The organism is Flavobacterium sp. TC780, from assembly GCF_056783245.1.
Window position 1 is genome coordinate 1 of record NZ_JBXBAV010000077.1, and the last position, 17,837, is coordinate 17,837.

Annotated in this window: 20 protein-coding genes and 3 pseudogenes; 22 read left to right on the forward strand and 1 reads right to left on the reverse strand. The window is 31.4% G+C overall.

Features of this window, described 5'->3' with window-relative positions:
* The 3 genes and pseudogenes from AC1RYN_RS07380 to AC1RYN_RS07390 form a co-directional block, all read left to right on the forward strand.
* Positions 1-358: pseudogene (locus AC1RYN_RS07380) on the forward strand (hypothetical protein); the annotation flags it as partial.
* A gap of 90 nt (positions 359-448) precedes the next feature.
* Positions 449-682 carry a hypothetical protein gene (locus tag AC1RYN_RS07385; RefSeq protein WP_481806455.1) on the forward strand — a complete coding sequence of 78 codons (234 nt, stop codon included), beginning with the start codon at positions 449-451 and terminating at the stop codon, positions 680-682.
* Positions 683-1,051: 369 nt separating this feature from the next.
* Positions 1,052-1,210, forward strand: a complete 159-nt coding sequence (locus AC1RYN_RS07390) for a hypothetical protein (RefSeq protein WP_481806456.1) — start codon at positions 1,052-1,054, stop codon at positions 1,208-1,210.
* A gap of 94 nt (positions 1,211-1,304) precedes the next feature.
* On the opposite strand, the gene AC1RYN_RS07395 is transcribed toward AC1RYN_RS07390, so the two are convergent.
* Positions 1,305-1,448: a hypothetical protein gene (locus AC1RYN_RS07395; protein WP_481806457.1), complete on the reverse strand. Its 144-nt coding sequence runs from the start codon at positions 1,446-1,448 to the stop codon at positions 1,305-1,307.
* Between the two features lie 410 nt (positions 1,449-1,858).
* On the opposite strand from AC1RYN_RS07395, the gene AC1RYN_RS07400 reads away from it, so the two are divergent.
* From AC1RYN_RS07400 to AC1RYN_RS07490, 19 genes and pseudogenes are all read left to right on the forward strand, one after another.
* The gene (locus AC1RYN_RS07400; RefSeq protein WP_481806458.1) at positions 1,859-2,329 is read left to right on the forward strand and encodes a T9SS type B sorting domain-containing protein; all 471 of its coding nucleotides are present in this window, start codon (positions 1,859-1,861) and stop codon (positions 2,327-2,329) included.
* A gap of 30 nt (positions 2,330-2,359) precedes the next feature.
* Positions 2,360-3,278: pseudogene (locus tag AC1RYN_RS07405) on the forward strand (PorP/SprF family type IX secretion system membrane protein).
* Positions 3,279-3,332: 54 nt separating this feature from the next.
* Positions 3,333-3,566, forward strand: a complete 234-nt coding sequence (locus AC1RYN_RS07410; protein WP_481806459.1) for a hypothetical protein — start codon at positions 3,333-3,335, stop codon at positions 3,564-3,566.
* Between the two features lie 263 nt (positions 3,567-3,829).
* Entirely contained in the window at positions 3,830-4,030 is a 201-nt protein-coding gene (locus tag AC1RYN_RS07415; RefSeq protein ID WP_481806460.1) for a hypothetical protein, read from the forward strand.
* A gap of 122 nt (positions 4,031-4,152) precedes the next feature.
* On the forward strand, positions 4,153-4,323 hold the full coding sequence (locus tag AC1RYN_RS07420; protein ID WP_481806461.1) for a hypothetical protein: 171 nt from the start codon (positions 4,153-4,155) through the stop codon (positions 4,321-4,323).
* A 14-nt stretch (positions 4,324-4,337) separates the two neighbouring features.
* Positions 4,338-4,706, forward strand: coding sequence for a YegP family protein (locus AC1RYN_RS07425; protein WP_481806462.1), 369 nt, complete (start codon positions 4,338-4,340; stop codon positions 4,704-4,706).
* A gap of 206 nt (positions 4,707-4,912) precedes the next feature.
* On the forward strand, positions 4,913-5,737 hold the full coding sequence (locus AC1RYN_RS07430; RefSeq protein WP_481806463.1) for a hypothetical protein: 825 nt from the start codon (positions 4,913-4,915) through the stop codon (positions 5,735-5,737).
* A 405-nt stretch (positions 5,738-6,142) separates the two neighbouring features.
* Positions 6,143-8,029, forward strand: coding sequence for a SusC/RagA family TonB-linked outer membrane protein (locus tag AC1RYN_RS07435; RefSeq protein WP_481806464.1), 1,887 nt, complete (start codon positions 6,143-6,145; stop codon positions 8,027-8,029).
* On the forward strand, positions 8,013-9,239 hold the full coding sequence (locus tag AC1RYN_RS07440; protein WP_481806465.1) for a SusC/RagA family TonB-linked outer membrane protein: 1,227 nt from the start codon (positions 8,013-8,015) through the stop codon (positions 9,237-9,239). The genes AC1RYN_RS07435 and AC1RYN_RS07440 overlap by 17 nt, the downstream gene beginning before the upstream one ends.
* Positions 9,240-9,245: 6 nt before the next feature.
* A complete protein-coding gene (locus tag AC1RYN_RS07445) occupies positions 9,246-10,808 on the forward strand; it encodes a RagB/SusD family nutrient uptake outer membrane protein (RefSeq protein ID WP_481806466.1) in 1,563 nt (520 codons plus the stop codon).
* A 326-nt stretch (positions 10,809-11,134) separates the two neighbouring features.
* Positions 11,135-11,530, forward strand: coding sequence for a hypothetical protein (locus AC1RYN_RS07450; RefSeq protein ID WP_481806467.1), 396 nt, complete (start codon positions 11,135-11,137; stop codon positions 11,528-11,530).
* Positions 11,443-12,900, forward strand: coding sequence for a glycosyl hydrolase family 95 catalytic domain-containing protein (locus AC1RYN_RS07455; protein ID WP_481806468.1), 1,458 nt, complete (start codon positions 11,443-11,445; stop codon positions 12,898-12,900). The genes AC1RYN_RS07450 and AC1RYN_RS07455 overlap by 88 nt, the downstream gene beginning before the upstream one ends.
* Positions 12,897-13,142, forward strand: coding sequence for a hypothetical protein (locus tag AC1RYN_RS07460; RefSeq protein ID WP_481806469.1), 246 nt, complete (start codon positions 12,897-12,899; stop codon positions 13,140-13,142). Before AC1RYN_RS07455 ends, AC1RYN_RS07460 begins: the two co-directional genes overlap by 4 nt.
* A 261-nt stretch (positions 13,143-13,403) precedes the next feature.
* The gene (locus tag AC1RYN_RS07465; protein WP_481806470.1) at positions 13,404-13,631 is read left to right on the forward strand and encodes a hypothetical protein; all 228 of its coding nucleotides are present in this window, start codon (positions 13,404-13,406) and stop codon (positions 13,629-13,631) included.
* Between the two features lie 2 nt (positions 13,632-13,633).
* Positions 13,634-14,050, forward strand: coding sequence for a hypothetical protein (locus AC1RYN_RS07470; protein ID WP_481806471.1), 417 nt, complete (start codon positions 13,634-13,636; stop codon positions 14,048-14,050).
* Positions 14,051-14,094: 44 nt separating this feature from the next.
* A complete protein-coding gene (locus tag AC1RYN_RS07475) occupies positions 14,095-14,223 on the forward strand; it encodes a hypothetical protein (protein WP_481806472.1) in 129 nt (42 codons plus the stop codon).
* Positions 14,224-14,493: 270 nt separating this feature from the next.
* Positions 14,494-14,850, forward strand: a complete 357-nt coding sequence (locus tag AC1RYN_RS07480) for a hypothetical protein (protein WP_481806473.1) — start codon at positions 14,494-14,496, stop codon at positions 14,848-14,850.
* 309 nt (positions 14,851-15,159) lie between these two features.
* Entirely contained in the window at positions 15,160-16,191 is a 1,032-nt protein-coding gene (locus AC1RYN_RS07485; protein WP_481806474.1) for a hypothetical protein, read from the forward strand.
* A gap of 1,423 nt (positions 16,192-17,614) precedes the next feature.
* Positions 17,615-17,776: pseudogene (locus AC1RYN_RS07490) on the forward strand (type IX secretion system membrane protein PorP/SprF); the annotation flags it as partial.
* Positions 17,777-17,837: the final 61 nt, after the last annotated feature.

Genomic DNA, 17,837 nt, shown 5'->3' on the forward strand with positions numbered 1-17,837 from the left:
AGCAGGTATTTCGCATACTTTAGAAAGTGTTGGTAATGATATTACTTCTGTTGTTAATGGTATAAGTCAAAGAGTAAATGCGGTTAATAAGGTTGATTTAACTCTTAATGGTAATTTATTGGAAAGTTCAGTAAATGGTATTCCAGCAAAAGCATTAGATGTAACTTCATTAAAAGTAGAACCATGGAATGTATTTGGAGGTACTTCTCAGGCTACATCAAATTCAGATCAGATTTATACTAAGGGAACTTGGGTAGGGATTGGTACAGATAAAAAGTCAGGCGCCGGAGACGAAGCTCTATATGTAAACGGTAAAATAGCGAACAACTACTTCGGTATATGCGGATTATGTCTTTGAAGATTACTTCAAGGTTACTCAGACTTAAAAGCTGATTATGAATTTAAATCATTAGATGCTGTTGAAAAATTCATTATTGAAAACAAGCATTTGCAGAGTATTCCAATTGGTAAATTGGAAAAAACGGATGGGGGATATGCTATTGATCCAACAGAATTAGGGGTTCAAAATCTTGAAAAAATTGAAGAGTTATACTTACATACTATTGAACAGCAAAAACAAATCAATTTAAAAGAAGAGCAAATTAATAGATTGAAAAAAGATGCGCAAGAGATGAAAGCAAGATTGGAACGATTAGAAGCGGCATTATTATCTCATAAGTAAGTCACGGAAAAAGTAAAGAGCAAAGAATTCGTTTTTTTAATGGGAGAGTTAATGTTGTAAGTAGTATTAGTATGGGTTTTGAAAATATGATTGAAATACTTCAACATCAAATACCTTTCCTCTCCCAAAAAAAACATCAAATAAATTGAAGTTAAATCAATTTATTCTTTAAAAATAATAGGTGGAGATTATTGATATAAGTAAAATTAATTTTTATGAATGTCCATTATTTTATGGTAGTAATGGCAGATAATCTCCTTGGGGAGGGTGTGTATATCTATTGGATAATTACGAATAATGATTGGGGGCAAACATTGTAATATCATAAGATGGATATCATGCCCTCTCAAAATTATAAAATGAAAATATATGGAAAGAATATTCAACGCATTATTTCTCATGATGTTGCTGCTAGTAGGTAAAACTAATGCCCAGACCGTAAATCTTGGAGAACTTGCAATTTCGTCTGGAACAATATTGGCTTCGAAATTCAATTTTGATAAATCATACAGGTACGCTTGTAAATGACGGAGAACTTGTTATTAGTTCTGATTTTAATAATGACGGATTAGTTTTTTTTACAGACAAGTAGCAAATCATACGAAGTTTGTGGAAAAAAACATCAAAAGATATCAGGAAGTTCTCCTGCTGAATTTACAAAATTCAATAATTTAATTTTTGATAATAATTCTAAGCAGCCTGCATTTGAAGTTTCAGGTAATATAAGTATTTCGGGAAGCACTGATTTTAGTAAAGGAATTGTCAAAATAAATAATTCTGGCGGATCAATTGTTTATGAAAAGGATGCAACGCATATTAACACGGATAATGAAAGTCATATAGAGGGGTATATAGAAAAAGTTGGAAATACTGATTTTTCATATCCAACAGGAGATAATTCTCACTACCGTTATGCTAAGATTATCCAACAAATGCGAGTGTGAATACTTCTTTGCAGAGGGAAATATTTTTTACAAAATTCAAGCTTAATTTACCCTCATTCAAGTAAAGCTGGTAATCTTGAGCGCATTGATGATAAAGAGTATTGGGAAATAGAAAACGAGTCGGAGATCCCGAAATTATGATTACACTTTTACTTGGGATCAAAGTACAACACCTGATTTTATTTGGAAAGATCTAAAAACATCAGATCTAAATGAAGAGGTAGTTACCATTGTGAGGTGGGATAAGGATCAAAAACTTTGGGTTGATGAAAGTGGAGTGGTAGAAATTGATGCAAATGGCGTTGGATCTGGTACAGTCACTACTTTTTCTAAAGTATCTGGTTTTGGTGCGTTTACTTTAGCAAGAACTAAAAAAAGCACCAAAGATGATGGATATGTTTTTATTTATAATGCTGTTAGTGCGAATAATGATGGGAAAAATGATTTTTTTAGGATTGATGGGATTCAAAAATACCCAAATAATAAGGTAACGATATATAATCGTTGGGGAGCAAAAGTTTTTGAGACAACTAATTATGATTCTAAAGGAAATGTTTTTAATGGATATGCTGAATTTCAAGGGAAAAGTGCAGCAAACAACAACAGTACACTTCCCACAGGAACCTATTTTTATGTTTTAACTTATGAACTAAAAAATGGAGGTACTTCCAGAAATGTTAAAAAGTGGGCTATTTATATTTAAGTGATAATTAAAGACAAAATAGATAATAAAATGAATATTAATTATAGAGTTGTTGTGCTTATAATACTTTGTAGTGTCCATGGCTTTTCTCAGCAGGATTCTCAGTATACGCAGTATATGTACAATACAATGAATATAAATCCAGCTTATGCCGGTCAGAGAGAAGTGCTGAGTGTTTTTGGTTTGCATAGAGCCCAATGGGTAGGGATAGATGGAGCACCTTCTACGAGTACTATTGCAGCACATGCTCCGATAAATAATACTAATTTAGGAGTTGGGGTATCATTTGATAATGATAAAATTGGACCTTCTAATGAAAATCAGTTTACAGCTAATGTGTCTTATAGGATTAATGCTTCAGACAATTATAAAATTTCCTTTGGATTAAATACATCTATATCGAATTTAAAGATTGATTATACTAAACTTGATGTATACAATCCTGATGATGTACTATACCAGAATAATGTTAGTAATTTTTCTCCAAATTTTGGTGCAGGAATATATTTTTACTCTGATTATACTTATGTTGCTCTATCTGTTCCAAGACATTTTGGAAAGTAAGCACTATAAAGACGGTGAGGTTTTTTCGACGGCAAAAGAAAGAATGCATTTCTATCTAATGGGGGGACATGTTTTTGAGATTAATCCGTCGTTATTATTTAAGCCTACAATGTTAGTAAAAGTGGTGCAGGGTGTATCTCCTCAAGTAGATCTTTCGGCAAATTTCCTTATCAATGAGAAATTTACGGCAGGGCTTTCTTATAGATTTGGATCAGCATTTAGTGCAATGGCTGGCTTTCAAATCACAGAAGGGTTATTTGCTGGTTATGCTTATGACAGAGAAACTTCTAGGATAGCAAATTTTAGCTCGGGTTCTCATGAAGTTTTTCTACGTTTTGAAATTTTTGAATATTTTGACAGAGTAGTTTCACCTAGATTTTTTTAGATCAAAGGTTAAAGTTAAAAGTGATTATAGTTGAGATTGTAAAATTAATAGGGAATGAAACAAGAAATAAAAATTTTAGTGTGTGATAAAAATCAGACATTCTTCAGATATTTTCGGAAAAAATTTCCTCAGGTTAATTTTAGTTTTTTTTCTAATGTAAAAGAGGAGTCTTTTTCGTTTGATGAATTTGATCAGATTATTTTTATTCAGGAAGGACCTGTAGAAGAGTATATGGTATTCTTTAAACAATTTGAAGATGAAAATTCCAATAATTTTTGGAATTTTTAATCGAAAGCCTGTTTCAGCTAAATATCAAATTAATGAAATTAGTAATATAAAGTTATTGTATATGCTTGAGACAAAAAGAGAGATTAGTGTTCAACTTAAAAATTATATTGAAAGTTATAGTTTTTGAAGTAAGTCCTATTTAGAAAGAAATAAAATATGTTTTTTTATTCTAGACATATTTGACCTTATTTCTGATTGCTTATTTATGTTGTTACATTCTATAATTGATTCTTTTATGATTAATTTTTAATAGTAAAAAAAAAATGAATGTTATTATAATCCCATTAATTGATCATAAAAAGTATACTGTTAATGGACATACCGTATATAAAAATGAGTTTGAAAACTGGACATGTAGTATTGATTTGTCTAATACTGAGATTCAAGCTTTCTTGATTTATGAAAAATTAATTATAAGTAATAGTAATGTCAGGAAACATACAAAAGCAACCTATTGTGGTTAAAGAAGAGATTGATTGTTAGGGTATTATTTAAAAGTTTTTTCTAAAAGATAGATTTATAAGAGAATGAATATACGTGTGATTTAAAGATCATATTAAGAGGGCTTCCATTTGATATAACTCGAATGGCTGCTGTAGCTAGTGTAGAGGCTCCATTTGGTATATCTTTAAGTTGTAGCTTAAAAATGAATAATGCTAATAAAGTTATTTTAGAGATTTCTTTTATTCAGCTTAGTCCTGGCTCTTGGACAAATGTTGGATATTCTCTTCGTGTACTATTTATAAATAGCAACTAGAAACTATAATAAAAATGTTAAAATTAGGAAAATTTGTAATTACGAAAAAGTCAGATGGGATGTTTCAATTTGATTATCGAGATGTCAATGATATGATAATACTTTACAGTGGAAGTTATACAAGAAAAGTGGCGTGTTTAAATGGAATAGAATCGGTAAAACGAAATTCTAAAGATAGCTTTAGATTTTGTAAAAAAACTTCTCTAGGTGGTGATTTCTTCTTTAATCTGAAGTCCTTTAATGGTAAAATTATTGCTGTGAGTGAATTTTTTGAAGACAGAAACTTGCGTAATAACGCAATCGATTTAATAAAAAGAGCTGCAGAAAATGCTTTTATCGAAGATCAGTCAAAATTAAAAAAATATAAAGAAACAAGTTATTAATGAACAAAGAATACTCTAAATATAGTACTTAAAATTGAATGATTATATATTGAAGAAATTATATCTAGTACAATAAAAATTCTCTAATTATTTAAAGGTTAAATTAAGGAATTTGTATGTATAATTTGAGAAAGCTGCTTAATTAGTGGCTTTTTTTGTTGTATTAATTACCAATAAGTTAAGTAGTGACAAATTGTATATAAAGTATGAATAGCCATAAAATTAATATTAAAGAGTTGTATGAGCAACCTGGCGTTTTCGAGTTAATGAATGCGTTAGAAAAGGGGCTTTTTAGATACGGTATTGATTTTTACTTTATTGGAACGATTATATCAGAATCAGTAGATAATCAATCTTTATCAGAAAAGGGAATCGAAAAAATTGATTTTGTAATTTTTATTAATGATAAGAATGCATATGTGAATCTTATCAGCTATTTAATCAATACACAGGGGTTTTGTTTTCACCAGAATAGAGGATTCGCTCTGTGTTGGAAGAATGGCAAACGTGTACATTTAATTCCATTTGATGAAATTGATGCTAGACCATATCATACTGTAATTTATTATGTTGGAAGATTCGGAATGAATATTTCGGAGGTAAAAAAAGCAACTGATGTTGTAGTATCATATAATTTTAAGTTTTGCGAATTATCAGAAATTATACTATTTAAAATACTTGCTTTTCAGGATAATCCAAAAACAGGCAGAGATTATATTGGAGATATTAGTAAAATATTGAAATGTTTTTTTGAAATGTATGCTAATTTAATTTATGAAAAACACACCAATCTATTTACTGGATCAGATGTAAATCCAATTTGGATCTCCGCCAGAATAATAGGAAGAGATCTGGCCAAACTAACGCAGCAGAATAAAAAAAGTAAGCTGGTAATAAATGCATTATTAATAAATAGGGAGATTAACTCTGTTTTCTATGACGTACCAATAGTAATGTCCTCCTTTTTTCAGAACACTATCAATGACTGCGTTAAAATACTAGAACAAATGAAAAAAGGCTACTTAGAATAGCATTTTATCATGCAGGTAATTACATAATAAGTCACTTTATTCTTTCATAGTAATTTAATGATTAAGTATTTGTTTTCTAAGCTTTATTGTTTCTAATGTCAGATGTTACTTATAGTATTGTCATGAGAAATAAATTCCATAACTCTTAATCAAGTTTTTTAACATAAATTAAGATAAAATGAGCCGTAATTATCGAAAGAATAACTGTTAATATTGTGTTAATGTAAAAGAGGTGTTTTTAATATATCTATAGAATTATTAGTCTAAAAACTACATTTGTAATTAATTATTTGGTTTTGAAAGAAATAAGCTGTAAAAACAATACTTAATAAAATTTCATGTCATTTCAGGAATTTACCATTTATTATTTCATTTGTTTTTAACTAATTTTTAAAATTTTGAAATATGAAATTGAAATTGAAATGGATTTTTATTGCATTGACAGCATTGTTTATGCAGCTCTCTTTTGCACAAGAGAAAACCGTTTCTGGAGTAGTTTCTGATGATTTAGGAGCTATTCCAGGAGTTAATGTTATTGTTAAAGGCACAAAAAATAGTGCTCAGACAGATTTTGATGGAAAGTATGCTGTAAAAGCAAAAACGGGAGATGTTTTATTGTTTTCGTTTGTAGGAATGAAAGATAAATCAGCAATAGTTGGCAGTTCTAATACAATAAATGTTAGTTTAGAGTCTGTTGCTGAAATGATGGATGGAGGCATTGTTGTAGGTTTATGGAGTTCAAAAAGAAAAGAAGTTACTGGTTCTATTTCTAAGATTGGAGGGAATGAAGTTGCAAATCTTGTAGTTCCAAGTTTTGAAAGTGCCTTAGCGGGTAGAGCTTCAGGGGTGCAAGTCGTAACTAATAGTGGTATTATTGGAGCAGCTCCAGTAATTAGAATTAGAGGGATAGCTTCTATTTCTAGTGGCAGTAGTCCTTTAATTGTTGTAGATGGTATGCCAATTGTTTCTGGTGATATAGGAACTACGCTTGTAACTAATGCGTTAGGGGATATTAACCCTGCAGATATAGAATCATATGAAATATTGAAGGATGGTGCAGCTACTGCAATCTATGGTTCCAGAGCGGCTAATGGAGTTATATTGATAACTACAAAATCAGGAAAGAAAGGTACGTTAAAAGTAAATTTGACTAGTACTTTGGGGATTGCTAGTGCGGCTAAAAGACATGATTTGTTACAAACCCCCGATTTTATAAAAATCTCTAATGAAAAGACTGCGAATGCTGGTATAGCAGCGTGGGCGGTAGGAGATCAATACAATACAGATTGGCAAGGAGCTATTTTTAGAAATGCTCCGCAGACAAATCATTCGTTATCATTTAGCGGAGGTTCAGATAAAACGAAATATTTTTTATCATTAGGGCTAACAGAGCAAGAAGGGATTAATATAGTCAATGATATGAAGCGATACTCAATAAGAGCCAATATTGATCAGGATATTAATAGTTGGTTAAGTATTGGTACTAATTTAAGTGTGACAAGAACAGAGTACAACGGGTTGAGTACAGGTGCAAGTGGGCTTTCAGGAAATATTTTTAATGTCATCAGACAATTACCCAACACACCGATTTACGACCCGGCAGATCCAACGGGATATAATTTATCTCCTAATAATGCTAATGTGGGGAGATGGCAAAATACAACTGATGTAGGTGATAATATTACAAATTTAATTTACACCTTAAATCATAATAAGTACTATTCAAAAACGAAGCGTACCTTGGCAAATATTTTTGCTAATGCTAAAATCACTTCTGATTTAAGTTTTAGGCTTCAACTAAGTGCAGATGATGCAACAGAAAACGGTTTTAGATATTGGAACCCTGTTCATGGTGATGGTCGTTCTTCTAATGGTACTCTAGATAATAGGACTTTAGAATATTTTACATGGAACTGGCAAAATGTTTTGAACTATAAAAAAACATTTGCAGAAAATCATAATGTTGGAATTACAGCAGTAGCCGAATATCAAAAACAAACATATAATTATTTTTTTGGTTCTGGAAGTGATTTATTAAGTGATTTCTATAATAAGGGACTAGTTACTAATGCATATGCAACTAAAGATTCGGGAGGTTCTATGTCTGAGAACGGAATTATGTCTTATTTGGCTCGAGGGACTTATAATTACAAGGAAAAATATTTCATTCAGGGATCTATAAGGAGAGATGGGATTTCTAAATTAGGAAATGATACGAGATGGAATAGTTTCCCGGGTGTTTTCGGCAGGTTGGACAGTTTCAAAGGAAAACTTTATGGCCTCAATAAATAATACGATTTCTGAATTAAAACTTAGGGGTTCTTATTCAGAAGTAGGAAACACAGACATCGGTAATTACCCATATAGAGGCCTAACAGTAAGCTCGCCTTACGGAACTTTAAATGGTATTGGATACTCTCAATTTGGGAACGAACAACTGCAATGGGAGCAAAGTGAAAAAATTGATTTTGGTGTAGATTTAGGTTTGTTTGATAACCGTCTTAATCTAACCTTTGATTATTACGAAAATAATATCGATAAATTAATTTTGGCGGTACCAGTTGCCACATCTTTGGGAGTTCCTGATAATACGATGAATAAAAATATTGGGGAATTAGTGAATAAGGGGTATGAATTTTCTGTAAATTTTAAAGCATTTAATACAGAAAATTTCACTTGGGATGTAGCAGCTAATTTAACTCTTTCTAAAAATCAGGTAACAAGTGTTTTTAATGGACAAGATATTATAGGAGGAACTTCTACAGATAGTAATATTGCTCCTAACATCGTAATTAGAGTAGGAGAATCAATAAACTCTTTATATGGTTTCGAGTATTGGGGAGTAAATAAAGCCAATGGTAATCCTGTTTATTATAAAGCTGATGGCAGCTTAGTTCAAGGAAAATTGCCAGGCCTTACTTATGCAACATTTGACCCAAATAACCCAACAGATGTTTCTAAAGCTGCAGCATTGACAAATGATGATAGAAAGATATTAGGAAATACGCTACCTACTTATTTTGGCTCGTTTAATTCAACTATGAGATATAAAAATTTAGATTTTGGTTTTATGTTCAGATTTAGTGGTGGAAATAAAATTTTTAACAGCACAAGAAGAGAGCTAATGAATCAGAATTTTAATAATAATGGGACTGAAATTTTAGGCAGATGGCAAAGTGTTGAGAATCCTGGTGATGGATGGACTCCTAGGTTATATGCAAGTTCAAATTCTTCAACAAATCTTTCTGGAAGTGCAACATCGCGTTTTGTTGAAGATGCAGATTTTATTTCACTAGACAATTTGACTATTGGTTATACTTTACCTAAATTATTATTAGACAAAATTAAAGTGGATAATTTTAGAATTTTTGCACAAGCTCAGAATGTGTGGCTTATTAGTAAATATAAAGGACTTAATCCAGAAATGGAAAGATCGGGTGTAGATATTAATGGTACTCCTAGAGCTAAGGTAATATCAGTAGGGATAAATGTAAGCTTATAAAAATATATGAAAAAAATAATAAAAATAATGCTGTTTTCTGTTGTTGTACTCGGGATGAATGCATGTACAGAAGAAAAAATTTTAGATTTAAATCCAATAAATAACATATCTGAGGAAGATGCTTTTTCAACAGCTTCGTTAGTTGGATCTTATATGAACGGTGTGTACAATGCAGCGGCCATAGGTCAGTATAATCTTGGGCCAAATACTGGTAGAGGATTTATTTGGGGAGCAGCTTTTGTACAACAGGGAGATACCAGAGGAGAAGATGTAGTAAGTACAGCAACGTTTTATCAAAACACATACACAGCTGCTTATGATGCTACTACAGCTAATAATGTATACTATTGGGTAGATGGGTATCGATTAATTAATAGATGTAATCTTATGATTGAAGGGGTGAATACGGCAGTTTCTAATGGTGTTATTACTGCTGCTGTTGGAAATGATTATATAGGGCAAGCAAAATTTTTGAGAGCAATAACTCATTTTGAATTATTAAACCATTTTGCAAGACCATACAATTTTACTGCTGGTGCTTCTCACCCTGGAGTGCCTTATAGAGAAGTAGGCGTTAATACTGAAGCAGAAGTTACAGCTGAGACAGCAAAACCACGAAATACTGTTGCAGAATGTTATGTGAAAATTTTAGCAGATTTAACAGATGCTGAAAGTTTAATAACAACCAACATAATAGCAAAAGCATCCAAAAATGCTGCAATTGCATTTAAAACCAGAGTATATCTTCATAAAAGAGACTGGGCAAATGTAATTGCTGAAGGGACAAAGTTAACATCGTATTCCTTGACTCCTACACCAATGGGGCCATTTGTACCAGCAAATAATTTAACTAATCCAGAATCGATATTTTCTATACAGCATTCTCCAACGAGTAATCCAGGGAACAATGGTGCCTTAGCAATTATGCACAAAAATAGAGGATTAATAGCTATTAGCCCAATTATTTGGCGAAATCCTAAATGGCTTTCAGATGATAAAAGAAGAGAAGAGACTTATGATGGAGCAGGGAATGCTACAGGGATGGTAGTAACATCAGGAAGTTTAAAAGTTACTAATAAATATTCAGATGATACAAATAAAACTGATGCAGCACCTGTAATTAGATACGCAGAAGTATTATTAAATATGGCAGAAGCCCAAGCTCGATTAGCAGCACCAAATTTAACGGAGTCACTGAGATTGTTAAACCTTGTAAGAAATAGATCTTTGGCAAATCCTACAACTCAGACCTATACAGCTGCCTCTTTGCCCACAGCTTCAGATTTAGTTAAGGCTATTTTGTTAGAAAGAAGAATCGAATTTTTGTCAGAGGGACGCAGATGGTCAGATATTCATAGACTTCAAAAGGACGATATTGCTCCTATTGATGGTATTCCAGGAAAACTGGCTAATGGATCAGTAAACGCTAATTTATATACTTTAGGAAGTCCGTACACAGGCCCTTATGGCGTAGCTGCTATACCAAGTGAAGATCGTAGGTTTTTATGGCCAATACCACAACTTGAAAGAAATACCAATCCAGGTTTAGAACAAAACCCGCTTTGGTAAAATAAACGATAATTGTTTTTGTTTTATTTATTTTGAAAAATCCGGTTACTTTTTGGTAGCCGGGTTTTTCTTCTTTAATTAGATTCCTGTTTTACATTATATAGTATAGATTAAATATTTTAATAATGGCTTACAATAAGGATTTGTCTAAACACCATAAAATTTATTATACTTCATAGCGTAATTTTATTATTTTAAAATTAGGACTTATTAAATAGGGAGTAGAAGCCTATGCATTTAATAATTACCATTACTAAATAGAGTATCAGTCTAATTGGTTTTTTATGAAAATATTTTTTTGTTTAACTGTTATAAAAGTGAAGTTGATGTTTTTTAATAATAAAATGTTCTGTTTTTTGTTCTTAATAAGTTCCTCCATTTTTGGACAATCAAAATCCGATGAGTGGCATTTATATACCGATTCTAGGGAAAACTATTATGGCGTTACTGTTGCCAATGGGAAAATTGGAATTGTTAGTGATAAAGTTCCATTAAAGACGAAAGAGGTTATTTTGAATAATATTTATGATAAAAGTGCTGAAAACGGTGTGAGTAGGATTGTTCGTGGAATCGAATTTTTGAATTTGCATCTTTTTATAAACGGACAAGAGGTACTATCAGATCAGATCACTAATTGGAGTCAGGTTGTCGCAATGAAGAGGGGAGCTGTACAACTTCCTTTTCATTTAAAGATTTTGCAAATATTAGCTACACCATTTTAGCCAACAGAGCATTGCCTTTCTCTGCTATGGCAATAATTGAAATTGCACCCAATAAAGACATAGAAATTACTGCGAATAATTATATGACTATCCCTGACGAACTCAAAAACGGAAAAAGAGAGTTTCGCAAGTTGCAGGATAATCAATTTGTAATGCCCGTTTTTCATACCACAGCAGAAACATTTACAGGCAAGTATATTGTTGCGACATCTACCTCTTTTCTTTTTGATGGTCCTGCAGCAACTTTAATACAAACGGGTGATGAAGTTGGTTTTACAAAAAAATTGGTGAAAGGTAAAAAATACCGCTTTGCAATTGCGGGGGGTATTTGTACATCAAAAGAGGCAGCAGATCCTTTTAATGAATCCGAAAGGCAAGCTATTTATGCATTGAAAGAAGGAATCGATAATTTACTTGATAGGCATAAAAAAGCATGGGAAAAGCTTTGGAATACGGGAGATATACAAATATCAGGAGATCTTAATGTACAGCAGAAAGTACGTTTTGCGCTGTATAATTTATACGCATCCGTTCGTCAGGATTCGAGACTTAGTTTAGCTCCAATGGGATTGACTTCACAAGGATATAACGGACATATTTTTTGGGATAGTGAACTTTGGATGTTTCCAGTTCTTTTGGCTTTGCAGCCAGATATGGCAAAATCGTGTTTAGATTATCGATCCGATCGACTGGAAAAAGCAAAAGAAAGAGCTTTCAATTATGGCTATAAAGGGGCTATGTATCCATGGGAGTCAGATGATACGGGTGAAGAAGTTACACCTACATGGGCAGTTACAGGTATTTATGAACATCATATAACTGCTGATGTTTCAATAGCTTTTTGGAATTATTATACCAGTACACAAGATAAAGATTGGTTAAAGCAAGAGTATAAGGTTCTGAAAGAAACAGCCGATTTTTGGGTGAGCCGTGTTATTAAAAATGCCGATGACAGTTATTCGATTCTGAATGTTGTTGGCGCCGACGAATATGCACAGCATGTGGATGATAATGCATTTACAAATGCAGCTGTTATCGAATCATTAAAAAATACAATAAAAGCAGCTGCAATTTTGGGTGAATCTATAGATCCGCGATGGAAAGAGATTTCAGATAAATTAGTAATTCATACTGCAAACGGAATTACTCAGAACTACAAAGGCTATAAAGGAGAAATGATTAAACAAGCAGATGTTAATTTATTAGCCTATCCATTGCATGTTATAACTAACAAGGCTCAGATCGAAAGAGATTTAGACTATTATGCCGAAAAAATAGACAAAAAGGATGGCCCGGCAATGACTGGGGCATTTTCTCTGTCTTATATGCCCGTTTGGGCAATAAAGAAAAAGCATATGCCTATTTTTTGAAATCATATGTACCTAATAGCCGCCCACCTTTTGGTGTACTTTCTGAATCTGCAACTAGTAATAATCCCTATTTTGTTACAGGTGCTGGCACAATGCTTCAGGCAGTAATTTATGGATTTGGAGGTGTTGAGCAATCTGATTCTGGGTTTAAATATAATAAAGGTCTTTTGCCAAAACAATGGAAATCGCTAAAAATAATAGGGTTGGGAACTGATGAAAGAACGGTTATAATTGAGCAATAATCCGGAGATTATAAATAGTAATTTATACATGTTTTTTGAGGCTAAATTTTAAAATTACGTACCACTATTTTTGTATTGGGTTTTTCTTATTTGCCTAAAAAAATCTTTTCCTCAAAGGTTTAAAATATCTTCATTGTTAAGAACAGTCGTCCTGAAATGCCAAATTTTTATAGTTCCTTTTCTTGATTGCGTAGTATTGCGTAGTATTTATTTTGTATAAACAAAAAAAATGCACAAACATTTGCATTTAAGAAAATTTTTATGATAAAGAAGAATTTAGTGGCATTTTTGACACTAGGATTGTTTAGTATACCATTTATAAGTTTTAGCCAGACGGGCATTAATACGGAAAATCCACAAGGTATTTTTCATGTAGATGGAATGAAAAATAATGGTAGTTCAGCTGTTCTGACAACTGTACAACAAAGTGACGATTTTATTATAACCTCATCTGGGAATGTTGGAATAGGAACAACTACGCCTAGGTGAAGTTGGATGTTAATGGAAGTGCAAAAATTAGATTAATTGAATCTTTGGGTTTAACCCCCGATTATGTATTGACTATAGATGCTACTAATACAATCAAAAAAGTTTTGGTAAGTGAGATTCAACCGAAGGCTGATGCTACCCGTTTTTTGGGAGGGACCGTTTATGTTCTTTTTGGTACTACGGGTACGGGTACATTGAATGTACAGAGAGTTATAGGAAAAAAAACAGGCTCATCTTATGATATTGGAAAATCTAGAGGGTCATCTTCGATAGGTCAAATAGTAGAATTAAAAGGACAGGGGTATACTATTTCTAGCCCTAGAATTGGTGTTTTTGATATTTTATTTGATACGCCACTACAAGAAATTTATGGAATATCAGTAAATATAGTAGATAATCTCTATGGTTCAGGAGGATAGGTAATATTCCTAGCGGAGCTTCCCCTGTTACAACAGATGTTGGAATGCGTCTTACAACTAATGATAATGCACAAGTAGCATATATTTCAAATTCAATAATCAGAATTAAAACAGGAGATAGTAGTGGAGGGCTTGGAAATAGATCCTTTACATTCCTTGTAACAGGTAAATAGTGATGATTAATTGGCGATTGCATCTTTATATCTTTTTAGTATTTAAGTTAATTTAAAAAGTTATATGTGATGAATTTTATTAAAAGATAAGGATAAAAATAAATTCTTAGAGTTAGTAAAAAAAATAGGTCTTCCGATAGTAGAACTATAATTGAGAAAAATTAAGAATTTTTGAATAATCTATTCACATGGGTAAAGTAAATTTATAGATAGGGATGCGTTTATAAAAAAGAAATTTGAATTTAATTTATTAAAAATGATATGAATAAAATGCCAAAGCGTTTTGAAATTTTGATGTTTGATAGGGATAAATCCTTCTTCAAATACTTTAAAAGAACATTTCTTGATTTTGATTTTATTTTTTATTTAGATATCGAAAAAGATTTTTTTTATGATGATTTTAATTTGGTTCTTTTTATTCAAGAAGGAGCAATTGAAAAGCATATTGTATTTTTAAAATTATTTGAAAAGGAAATCCCAATCGTTTTTGGAACCTATGAAACAATGCCTTTTTATAAAAAACATAGAAAAGACCAATTTAGTACTGCAAAAGTAATAAATATGCTAGAATCAAAAGAAAACATTAGTTCTCAACTAAAAAAAATTATAGATGATATAGCTCAATAAAATAAATAATGTGCTGTACTTAAATTTAGGATGGTCTTTTTTTTATTTTAACCAGTTTATTTATAGTAGTTTAAGAAATAATAGCAAGTGTTCCTTTATAATTAATTATAAAAGGATATGATTAACGAACTTATTTTGTATAAAGAGAAGTATAAAATGTTGTTATAAATAATAGTAAGATTAGCATGCTCATAATTGCAACTTACTAAAGTAAAGAAGATGTTTTATAATATTATAACGATAGTTTTAAAAATTAACAAATGACCAACCAGCTAAGGATAAAGTGCCTTAGCAATTAATTTAGAAAAAATGAAAAAAACTTTATTTTCAATATGTTTGATGTTTTCATCATTAGTATTTTCTCAATCAGGAGTAAACATAGAATCTCCTGCTGCAACCTTAGATGTAACTGCTAAAAACCCAACAGGGACTACATCTAATGTAGATGGGTTTCTGGTGCCAAGAGTTGATAGACAAAGAGCACAAAGTATGACCGGAGTTCCTACCTCGACTATAATTTATATTAATAGTATTGCCACAGGTTCGCAAACAGATACAGCTATTAATATTGGTACTATAGGACATTATTTTTATAATGGAACCGTATGGGAAAAATTAGGAGCACCAGCAGTTGCTAATATTTATAATTCTAATGGGACCCTTGCTGGAGACAGAGTTGTAACACAGGGTGACAAAAAAATAGCCTTTACTGGAACTACAGCTAATGCGTTTTCTGTTGATGAAAATACATTTTCGATTGATGCCGCCAATAATCGGGTAGGAATAGGAACAACTACTCCTAAACAACAATTAGATGTTGAAGGGCAGGCAAGAATAGGAATGATTAATCCAGCAGTAGACAATATGGTATTAACTCCTGTATATGCTGACCCTAACGGTGTTTTGGTAAAAGCGACATCAAGTTCTGGGAGCTACTTTTCTAGTAGAAGATCTAACGTAGCAAGTGGTGCTACTGCTGTATTAGTGAGTGATATACCTGTTGGAGGTAGTTATAAAGCTACTGTTAGTGTTGGTGACGGTTGTGCCGACAAGAGTATTGCAGAATATTATATTATAAATGGTGGAGCAAATGCATACCATGCCATTAATGGTCTTGGTGGTATTGTAGCTAGCAGCACAACAAACAAATCACCAACTTTTGCTCAAGTCAGTAAACATAGTATAGTTACTACATGGACTGGCAAAGTGACGTGCGAAGCAGGTGATAGTTCAACTAGTTTTAATTATACGCTAACATTGCCATCCGCAGGAACAATAAATGTGACCAATAATGGGAATATTGCCAAAACATACACTATATCTGTCGTCAGAATTAATTAATCCATCCATCCATAAAGTACATATAAGCAGTTACCAAGCTGATATATACTCAAGTTGAATAGGATATGTTTAGTATTACTAAATTGTTTTTAGTAATTGTGAAGTACTGGAGGAGCAAGATACAATTTAGAAATTCTTTTTTTTTGAGATATGAATATTTATATATTAGGAGGCTTCTTGTCTCATTTTTATATTTAGTCTCCAAAGTATATCGATGTATCTTGGTTTTGATAATCCTGTTGATGGGTTATAAGGTGATTATATTGTATGCTATGTAACTCATGGTTATGTATATGGTTGTGATTTGGACAGAATCATCTTGTGCTCTAGAATCTTTTATAGATGTTATCTCTGATAAGTTTTACCAAAGATTATTAAGTATTAATTTATTTAAAGATTTAAATATCAATGATTTTGTAGTATTGAGCTATTTTTATCAAAAGATAATAAAATCACCAAATCAGTCTCAGCTTCTAATTTAATGGATTAAAATGGAGCAAATCTTCTTGGCTGTTTAGAAGTTTATTTTATTTAAATCAATTCACCATTACTTGGTGGAATCTTTGTGATATCAAAATTAGCTTGATTGTTTTATAAGAAAATTAATAATTATTTTACTTGCGTAAAATAGGAATCCACACTTTTAGAGATGTATTTTTTTTTAAGATATATAAATCAATTAAAATTGAAAATATATTCTGATGAATTAATAATAAAAATTGTCAATTTAAGTTAAAAATGTTTTTTTTTAAATTTATAATTGAGAATAATAGTACTAAATAGAAAATGAGTAGAAGTGAGTAGTAATAGTTTTGTACAGATAGTGAGCTAATTGCATCTTTGCGCTTTCAAATTCATTATATGAATAATTACGATAATAGCTATGAGTAGTAAAGATCATAAAAACAATCTTTACTATTTCATCTTTTTTAATTGTTAATTATAAATATCCGGATAAGAATATTATAATTAAAAAGCATGTTGATGAAAGTTAAAATTTATTGTGAGTTAATTTTAATTTTTGTTTTTTGTTTGAAATATGAAACCTACAAAATTAAGTAAAATAATATACTTAGTTATCCAACATAACGACGACACCCCCAAATTGCTTCCGTCATAGTATTGAATATAAATTAAAATATTTTTAATTAAGAGAATTCAAGTTTTTATAGTGCCAATTAAATAAAACACGATTAAGTTGTTGTTGATTTTGCAGCATTTTACCTTGTTATATTCTATTGATAAACAGTTTAAATTTTATTTTTTTATAGTTATAAATTAGATATGTAAACGAAACAATTCAATAGAAGGCATCATCTATTTATTAACTATAAAGGCAAGAGACTATTGATTTATTAAAAAAATGATAATTCAGATTTGCAATTATATAAAGGATTTAAAAGTGAAAAAAATAATATTCAGCATGATTCTGTTTGTGTTTTTTGGGGGTTACGCACAACAAGATTCACAGTATACACAATACATGTATAACACGATAATGATAAATCCCGCTTATGCAGGTTCACGTGGCGCTTTAAGTATTTTTGGAATGTATCGTACCCAATGGGTCGGGTTGGATGGTAGCTCCGGAGTTAAGCAGTATTACAGGTGCTGCCTCCCTAACAACAGGAGCATGTATTAACCTT